The 8,118-nt window shown below is 66.0% G+C and carries 9 protein-coding genes; 7 read left to right on the forward strand and 2 right to left on the reverse strand.

Translation table 11 applies throughout. From position 1 onward, the window contains the following. Positions 1-16: 16 nt before the first annotated feature. From A5706_RS22390 to A5706_RS22405, 4 genes are read left to right on the forward strand one after another with little or no spacing between them, the layout of a single operon-like run. Complete coding sequence (locus tag A5706_RS22390) at positions 17-442, forward strand: nuclear transport factor 2 family protein (protein WP_068135445.1); 426 nt, start codon at positions 17-19, stop codon at positions 440-442. Then, positions 403-975 (forward strand): MaoC family dehydratase N-terminal domain-containing protein, encoded by a 573-nt coding sequence (locus A5706_RS22395; protein ID WP_156767276.1) that lies wholly within the window; start codon positions 403-405, stop codon positions 973-975. Before A5706_RS22390 ends, A5706_RS22395 begins: the two co-directional genes overlap by 40 nt. Next, the gene (locus A5706_RS22400) at positions 972-1,421 is read left to right on the forward strand and encodes a MaoC family dehydratase (RefSeq protein WP_068135448.1); all 450 of its coding nucleotides are present in this window, start codon (positions 972-974) and stop codon (positions 1,419-1,421) included. The genes A5706_RS22395 and A5706_RS22400 overlap by 4 nt, the downstream gene beginning before the upstream one ends. Further along, positions 1,408-1,944: a maleylpyruvate isomerase family mycothiol-dependent enzyme gene (locus tag A5706_RS22405; protein ID WP_231985380.1), complete on the forward strand. Its 537-nt coding sequence runs from the start codon at positions 1,408-1,410 to the stop codon at positions 1,942-1,944. The genes A5706_RS22400 and A5706_RS22405 overlap by 14 nt, the downstream gene beginning before the upstream one ends. On the opposite strand, the gene A5706_RS22410 is transcribed toward A5706_RS22405, so the two are convergent. Beyond that, the gene (locus tag A5706_RS22410; RefSeq protein ID WP_068135451.1) at positions 1,939-3,405 is read right to left on the reverse strand and encodes an aldehyde dehydrogenase; all 1,467 of its coding nucleotides are present in this window, start codon (positions 3,403-3,405) and stop codon (positions 1,939-1,941) included. The genes A5706_RS22405 and A5706_RS22410 overlap by 6 nt on opposite strands. A 97-nt stretch (positions 3,406-3,502) precedes the next feature. Here A5706_RS22410 and A5706_RS22415 point away from each other — a divergent pair, with 97 nt between their 5' ends. Continuing rightward, a complete protein-coding gene (locus A5706_RS22415; RefSeq protein ID WP_068135454.1) occupies positions 3,503-4,861 on the forward strand; it encodes a secreted hydrolase in 1,359 nt (452 codons plus the stop codon). A 60-nt stretch (positions 4,862-4,921) separates the two neighbouring features. Here A5706_RS22415 and A5706_RS22420 read toward each other — a convergent pair whose 3' ends face one another. After that, a complete protein-coding gene (locus A5706_RS22420; RefSeq protein WP_068135457.1) occupies positions 4,922-6,070 on the reverse strand; it encodes an aromatic ring-hydroxylating dioxygenase subunit alpha in 1,149 nt (382 codons plus the stop codon). 40 nt (positions 6,071-6,110) lie between these two features. Between A5706_RS22420 and A5706_RS22425 the strand changes: the two genes are divergently transcribed. Together A5706_RS22425 and A5706_RS22430 are read left to right on the forward strand one after the other, a co-directional pair. Then, on the forward strand, positions 6,111-6,986 hold the full coding sequence (locus tag A5706_RS22425; RefSeq protein ID WP_068135462.1) for a MerR family transcriptional regulator: 876 nt from the start codon (positions 6,111-6,113) through the stop codon (positions 6,984-6,986). A 69-nt stretch (positions 6,987-7,055) separates the two neighbouring features. Then, positions 7,056-7,775 carry a DUF1906 domain-containing protein gene (locus A5706_RS22430; RefSeq protein ID WP_068135466.1) on the forward strand — a complete coding sequence of 240 codons (720 nt, stop codon included), beginning with the start codon at positions 7,056-7,058 and terminating at the stop codon, positions 7,773-7,775. Positions 7,776-8,118 lie beyond the last annotated feature (343 nt).

Below are 8,118 nucleotides of genomic sequence, written 5' to 3' on the forward strand. Positions count from 1 at the left end.
AGAGGCTGCACAGCACATGACCATGACCTATCAGGAACAGCAGATGCTCCAGGCCGCCACGGCCCGCGCTGCCATTCTGGATCTGACCGCCCGACACAACAGGGCCTACTCCGACGGTGACCGCGACCGCTGGATCGCTACGTTCCGCCATGCCGGCGCCAGCTACACCCGCGATGGCGACCTGTTCACCGATCTGCGCGCGGCCTTCGACGGCGGCGACGGGCAGCGCCTGGTCACCCTCGACCACGAGATCCGCATCGACGGCATCAACGCGAGCATGCGTTGCGTCGCGGTGCTGTTCGCCGCGATGTACGGCGACACCACCCTGCGGGCCACCGGAACGTTCCGGGACACGCTGATCTACGAGCGCGGCGCCTGGTACTTCACTTCCCGTGCGCTCGAATGGGATTCGGTGCCCAGCCGGCATCCGCTCGTCATGTGAGTGGGGATCACGACCTCAGCTACCAGTTAGCCTTTGGTAGCTACGAAGACGCGCTGCGCATGGTCGGCGCGAAGAGCGAACCCCGCACCGCGGCGACCCCCGTCAGCGGCGCACGCATCCAGCTTTTTGCCGCGATGGTCCACGACGGGAACCGATCGTATTGGGATGCGGAGTTTGCCCGGGAGAAGTGGGGCGGCCTGCTCGCCCCGCCGGCTCTCCTGATGGGTTGGCTGATCCCGCCGCCCTGGCAGCCGACGGGCAGACCGCCCGTGGCCTCGGTGGTGCTGCGGGTGCCGCTGCCCGGCACCACGTTCATCAACGCGGCCAACGACGTCGAGTTCCTGCGGCCCATCGTCGAGGGAGACGTGCTCACCGCCGTCGAGGAGCTGGTGTCGGTGTCACCGGAGAAGCGGACTCGGCTGGGGGTCGGTCATTTCGTCGAGACGCTGGAGACGTATACCCGTCAGGACGGCGCCGTGGTGGCCACGTGCCGAAACACCCTGTTCCGGTTCACCCCGGACGGCGCCTCGTGACCGACTTGGACTGGAACACGATCGACGTCCCCGCTGACTTGCCGGAGGTGGTCGATCACATCAGCTATCAGCGAGTGGTCGAGAACGCCGGAGCGACATGGGACTATTTCCCGGGACATTTCGACCCCAGTTATGCCCAAAATCAAGGCAACCCAACGATCTACGTCAACACCATGCACCTTGCCGGGTTTGCCGATCGGGTCGCCACCGACTGGGCGGGCCCGAGCAGCCGTGTGGTGCGCCGCTCGATGCGGCTGGTCGGTTCGGTGTACGCGGGGGACACGATGATCGGGCGCGGGCGGGCTCTGACCAAGCGGCGGGACACCTCGGTGGGTCCGCCGCGCTGCCTTGTTGACATCGAGATTCAGGTGACCAATCAGCATGGCGCCCTGTGCTGTCCGGTCGAGCTCACGCTGCAGATGCCCGAATGCCGTGGCGATAGATGACGTAGCCGAACTGCACCTCGCGGCGTGCCGGCGGTTCAGCGAGGCTGTCGCCGCAGCGGAGGGCAGGTGGGACCGTCGCTCACCGTGTGATGCCTGGGACGCCCGAGGGGTTCTCGAGCACGTGATCGGCTTTCACGACATGCTTCTCCTGCGGCCCGTCGGGCTGAAACCCGACCGGCCCCGGGACGATCCGCAGGCGCGTTGGCAATTGACCTACGACTCGCTGACAGGGGCGCTCGAATCCGGTAGCGCGACGCGGCTGGACGCCTACCGGCTGATGCCGAACCTGACCCGCGATGTCGTGGTGCACACCTGGGACCTCGCCCGCGCGGTGGGCGCCGACGATCAGCTGGATCCCGGCTGGTGCGAAAGGTTTTACGCCGCCTTGCCGCCGGACACCCGGGAGCTGACCGGGTCGGGGATGTTCAAGGCGCCGGTTGCGGTGAACGACGAAATCGACGTGCAGGCAAGGCTTCTCGCGCGGCTGGGCCGCGACCCCGCGTGGCGACCCCCCGAGCTATAGCGGCGGCAGCTTGCCCTTGCACACCAGCGTCTGAAGCTCGACGTACTCGTGCAGGCCCTCCGGTCCGAACTCGCGTCCGATGCCCGATTGCTTGAAGCCGCCGAACGGGGCGCCGATGTCGAGGGTGTACATGTTGATGCCGTAGGTGCCGGTGCGGACGCCGGCCGCGATCTCCAAGCCGTGGGCGATGTCGGAGGTCCACACCGAACCGGCCAGACCGTAGTCGCTCTCGTTGGCGATCCGGATCGCGTCGTCTTCGTCGCGGTAGCGCAGCACGGTCAACACCGGGCCGAAGATCTCCTCCCGGGCAATGCGCATGTCGTTGGTGGCGTCGGCGAACAACGTCGGTCGCACGTACCAGCCGCGCCCCGACGGATTCTCCTCGCCGCCGACCACCACGCGGGCCCCTTCTGCCTTGCCCGATTTGATGTACTCCTGCACCCGACGTTGTTGCCGTTGCGCGACAAGGGGTCCGATGTCGGTGGCCTCGTCGCCCGGATCGCCGACGTTGAGCGCCGACATCATTTCGGCGAGCGCGTCGACGACCTCGTCGTGTCGGCGATCGCTGACCAGGATGCGGGTCTGCGCGACGCAGGCCTGGCCATTGTTCATCAGGCCGGCGGTTTTCAGCCCCGCCGCCGTCTTGGCGATGTCGGCGTCGTCGAGAATGATGGCCGCCGACTTGCCGCCCAGCTCCAGGCTGTAGCGCTTCAGCTGCTCGCCGCAGAGCGCGGCGATGCGGCGCCCGACGGCGCTGGAACCCGTGAACGCGATCTTGTCCACACCGGGATGGCGGACCAGCGCCTCGCCGATATCCGGTCCGCCCGGCAGCACCGAGACCACCCCGTCGGGCAGGTCCAGTTGTTCGATCATTTCGGCCAACCACAAAGCGTCCAAGGGCGTTTCGGGCGCGGGCTTGATAATCACGGTGCAACCGGCGATCAGCGCCGGGATCAGCTTGGGCATGATCAAAAACTGCGGCACATTCCACGGCACGATCGCCCCGACCACCCCGACCGGTGCCCTGCGCAGGTGCACTTCCCCGAGCACGCCCTGGCGGCGCTCCGTCCAGGGAAAGTCGCGTGCGGCGGCCAGCGCGAGGTGGATCAGCGAGGCAGCGGCGGCCCCTTGGCCGAGCCGGCTGAAACTGCGCGGAGAACCCATCTCGTCGGTGATTAGGTCGGCCATCTCCTCGATGTGGCCGCCGTAGATCCCGGCGAGCTGCTCGACCTTGGCCATCCGATCGGCGTGGGTCATGCGGGGCCAGGGGCCGTGGTCGAAAGCGTTTCGTGCGGCGGTGACTGCGGCGTCGACCTCCTCGGGCCCGGCCACCTGGACGTGGCCGACCGGCTCTTCGGAGTGCGGCGAGATCACGGCGAGCTGTTGTGGGTTGGCGAGCTTGCGCCACTGCCCCCCGATGAAGAGTTCGTTATAGGAACGATGGCCGGGATTGTCTGTCATCGGGACACTTCCTCGGGGAATGGGACCGCGACCGCAATTTCGCTATTGACGCTAACATAGTGAAAAAAGCAGGCTGGCGCCGTGGCAAGGAAGCGACATGGATAGCGACTGGCGCACTTACCCGTTCCGGTTGGTTCCCGGGGATCCCCAGTTGGACTTCCCCGCCGCCGAAGGCGAACATGCCGACCAGGAGTCGGACACCTGGTTCATCGCCGGGCAGCTCGATGCCGCCGAGAGCGGCCGCTCGTTTGCCTTCCTGACCATCTTCAACAAGAACCGGCCGGGCGGAACGATCGTGGCGGATTTCTACACGATGGCGCTGTTCGACCTGGACACCGGTGACTACGGCACCTATACGGACTACGACATGCCGCCGGCCAATATGGAGCCGGGGGCCCAGCGCAAGCTGAGCATGGCGCCGGGTTACCTCGACCTGAGCTACCACAGCGGCGCGGGAACCGCGTCGTGGAGCGCCTGCCGCAACGGCGACGGGGAGTTGCTGCCGTTCACGTATCGCGTCAGCCTGGTGGGCCAGGACCACTCCGGCCGGCCGATGCGGCTCGACCTTGCCGTAACCCCAACGCGGGCACCGACGCCGGTCGGTGCGTCGACCTACAACGGGAAGATCGTCTGCTTCGGCCAAAGCGACACGTACTCGTATTTTCAGACGGGAATGGCGATGACGGGGACGCTGCGCTGGGGAGACGTCGTCGAGCAGGTCTCCGGTAGCGGCGGGCACGTCGACCGGCAGTGGTTCCCGAAGTACGCCGGCGGCGGGGGGAGCGGGGGAGACCCCCGGGCGAGGTCACACGAGTGGCGCACCATCAACTTCGACAATGGCGTGGACCTGAGCATCTGGCGGCAATTCGACCGCACGAACGGCAATGCGCTGCAACCGTTTACCGGTGTCACGACCAGCTACCCCGACCCGGCCACGCCGCCCGACTGCGCCGAAGACGTCGAGATCACGATCCACAGCTACGTGCGGTGGCCGAATTCGGTGCGGCCGCTGGTGCGGCCCGTCGCGTCGGCTCGGTATATGCCGGACCGCCACCGAATCCGCTGCGCCACACTGCAACTCGACATTGTCGGGGAGCCGCTGGTGCCGGCCCCGGCGCATGGCCTGCCGATCGAGTACATGGAAGGTCCCTACCGCTACCAGGGGACGCTGTGGGGCAAACCCGTGACCGGGTTTGCCTTCAACGAGCGCTCGCTCGCCCTGTATCGCGATTGGGAGTTGGTCGAGGTGCTGGCGACCACCGTCGCGAACGTCGAACCGACCGCCTCGGAGCTGCAGACGATCGTCGATCGGGTGGCGCCGTTGATTGCCGCCGGCCGTCGCGGGGAGGCGGTCGAACTGCTGACTGGCGCGGCTTTAGTCGAAAATGGATTGCTGGCAACGGTTCTCGAAGATCTGCTCGCCGTCTTGTCCGACGACACGCCGCGCGAGACTTAATCTACGTACATACCCGGCGGCGTGTCGTGTGCGTGAGTGCAGTGACGCGAACGGCGGACGTCAGCCGCGACCCAACTCGGAAATCGCCCGCGCCCAGGTGATGTGCCGGTGCTGCAGCCCCGGTTCGTTGCGGCCGAACACCAGGTGATCCCTAGCGCCTGACTCGAGGTTCGCCTGCAGGCCCTCGACCAGCCGGTAATCCTCGTCGCGGACCGTGGCGTGGGCGTACTCGAAGACGGCTCGAGCGCCGGCGGCCACGGACTCGTCGGACAGGTCCAGCGGTGTCGAGTTCTGGTGCACGGTGATCGACCGACCGGGCCGGTCGCCCGGGTAGATGCGGAAGAGCTCACCGTTGGCGATCGTCACCGACAGCACGATGTTCGGGAACAGCGCGTAGATCACGACCATGTTGTGGAACGGGTCCCATTGCTCTTCGGGAATATCGTCGAGCTCCAGGATCGTGTTGAGCGGGAAGATCAACCGGTGATGGGGGCCGAACGCGTCGAACACCGTGCAGTTGCTGCGGGCGATGGTGGCAAAGGTTTGCCGATGCACGGTGGCGAAATGGTAGTTCTCCGCGAAGGTGTCGGCCGCCAGCTTCCAGTTGATCGGAAAGTCGAGCACCTTCTCGCCCAACGGGGACCACCGCCCGATGCCCCAGGAATCGAGCTCATCGGCCAGCGGCCCCAGATGCGCGGCGACGTCCAACGCTGCGCCGGGATCCAAAGCGACCCAGAGGAATCCGGCATATTCGGTGGCCGGCAATTCCGTCAAACCATCGGACTTGATCCCCGCCTCCGGGAACCCCTCATGTCCCGGAAGCGCCACCAATCGCCCCGTGTTGTCGTACGTCCACGCGTGGTAGGGACACGTGAACCGCTTCGCCGTGCCGCAACCCGTTGCGACCTGTGATTGGCGGTGCAGGCAGACGTTGTCGAACGCCTTGACCGAACCCGCCGACGTGCGCGTCAGCAGGATCGATCGACCCATCACCGTCTTGGTGCAATACGCGCCCGGAGCCGGCAGCTCCGAGACGTAGCCGACCAACTGCGGGCTGGCCAGCAGCATGGCCCGATCCTGTTCGTGTCGCTCGACCGACGTGTAATCCCGTGCGTCGACGCGATGCTGCGACGGGGCGAGGTCGGTCGTCTTGTCACGCGCCAGCTTCAACGCACGCCTCGTCAGGTCGACGAGCTGGTCACGCTCCATATGCCCAGTACAGACCTTGTGACAGTTGTAAGGTCAAGCCGTGGCTGAGCAGTTGCTGATCGGCGACGTTGTGGCCCTGACCGGAATCGCATCGGGCCGCATCCGCCACTACGAGAAAATCGGGTTGCTGCACGCCGAATACCTGAGCAACGGCTATCGCGTCTTCGACGTCGACCAGGTTCTCGAGCTGCTGCGCATCGACCTCATGAGAAGCCTCGGCGTCGGCATCAACGACATCCAGCGCCTGCTCGACGGCGGCCAGACCACCCTTGCCGGGTTGCTGGACGAGCACCGCACCTTGCTGGTGCGCGAGCGTGACCGCCTGGATCAGCTGATCGCGGCGATCGATGCCGCGACCGGCATGGCCGACGCTTCCGATCTCGACGAGCACCTGCTGCGGAGGCTGGCGACGAGGCATCGCGACAGCATCGGCGTCATCGGGAGGCTCACCGCCCCGCTTTCCCCGTCTGTCACCGAGATGTACGCCCAGCTCTTCGACGGGTGGGAGCTGCCGGTTCCCGCTTTGTTCGGGCAGATGGCGTTGCCCCCGGCGGCCAGCACGCTGCTGGAGCAACTGGCCGAGACGCCGGGACATCAAGTGCTCTTCGACCGGCTGCGCAAACTCGCCAACGACGTGGTTGCGTTAGACGAAAGCGATTCCGCGGCAACAGAACTCGCGCGTACCTGGATCGACGCGCAAGTCGCCGACCCGTTGCCCGAAGACGTGGTCGGCGTGCTGCGGCGGGTGCAACCGTTGCTGGTGAATGACCCGGTGATGGTGCAGGGATTCCGGGCCTGGGCCGGATCCATAAGCCCGGCGGCCGCCCATTTCCTTGATGAGATCTCGCGGCAGACCGCCAGCCGCGGCCTGGAGGCCATCATCGTCATCGTGCTGCCCGGCGACGCGTCGCTGTGACGCATATGTGACCGCTGTGATTTGAGTGGTTAATGTGACATGTGATGTTCCTGTCGTACCCTGTGGCATGTGTCGGTCTCGCGCCGTGACGTGCTCAAACTCGCGGCCGCGACCCCGGGCTTGGTAGGGCTGGGCGTCGCGGCGGCGTCGTTGCGCGCCGCGCCGGCGTCCGCGTCGCTGGGCACCCTGCTGGATTACGCGGCGGGCGTCATCCCGGCGAGCCAGATCAGGGCTGCCGGGGCGGTCGGATCCATTCGCTACGTCTCCGACCGCCGGCCGGGCGGCAACTGGATGCTGGGCAAGCCGATCCAGGTGGGTGAAGCCCGTGACCTGAGCAGCAACGGGCTCAAGATCGTCTCGTGCTACCAGTACGGCAAGGGGTCCACGGCCGACTGGCTGGGCGGGGCGGGCGCGGGGCTGCAACACGCGCAACGCGGCATGCAATTGCATGCCGCCGCCGGCGGTCCGGCGAACGCCCCGATCTATGCGTCGATCGACGACGACCCGTCATACGAGCAGTACAAGCAGCAGATAGTTCCGTACCTGCGTTCCTGGGAGTCGGTGATCGGGCACGAGCGCACCGGCGTGTACGCCAACTCGAAAACCATCGACTGGGCGCTGCACGACGGCCTCGGCTCGTACTTCTGGCAACACAACTGGGGCTCGCCGAAGGGCTTCGTCCATCCGGCAGCGAGCCTGCATCAGGTGGAGATCGACAAACGAAGCGTCGGCGGGGTGGGGGTCGACGTCAACGAAATCCTCAAACCGCAATTCGGTCAGTGGGCCTAGGGGCCCAGACGGTCCGACTCCCAGCAAACACTCGTTCGCTCATTTTCGGCCGTAGCGGGTCGGGCCGGCGGGGCTGACGCGGCGTCAACGGCAGTTAAGCGAGCCGATTTTTTTAACATAACGATTACATAACAATCGTGCCTTGATCAGCGCAGTTATAGCTACTCGACCGTAACCACCTGCATGCAGCAGGTTTGTTCGCCGCGCCCGCGCGGGCGGTTAAACCCGGTGTTACCCACGACACGGTTACCCGTGCGTAGAACTCACCAGTAACCGATCAACATGCAAAAAGGGCACTGATCCTTATGACACTCTTAGTAGAGCCGATGCCGTCCGCCGCCCC

Origin of the sequence: Mycobacterium sp. E796 (assembly GCF_001672815.1) — a bacterium.
Taxonomy (GTDB): Bacteria; Actinomycetota; Actinomycetes; order Mycobacteriales; family Mycobacteriaceae; genus Mycobacterium.

Bases quoted from the DNA above. Each gene is read 5' to 3' on its own strand.
- A5706_RS22390 (WP_068135445.1), top strand. From the start codon at position 17: ATGACCATGACCTATCAGGAACAGCAGATGCTCCAGGCCGCCACGGCC.
- A5706_RS22415 (WP_068135454.1), top strand. From the start codon at position 3,503: ATGGATAGCGACTGGCGCACTTACCCGTTCCGGTTGGTTCCCGGGGAT.
- A5706_RS22420 (WP_068135457.1), bottom strand. From the start codon at position 6,070: ATGGAGCGTGACCAGCTCGTCGACCTGACGAGGCGTGCGTTGAAGCTG.
- A5706_RS22395 (WP_156767276.1), top strand. From the start codon at position 403: ATGGGATTCGGTGCCCAGCCGGCATCCGCTCGTCATGTGAGTGGGGAT.
- A5706_RS22410 (WP_068135451.1), bottom strand. From the start codon at position 3,405: ATGACAGACAATCCCGGCCATCGTTCCTATAACGAACTCTTCATCGGG.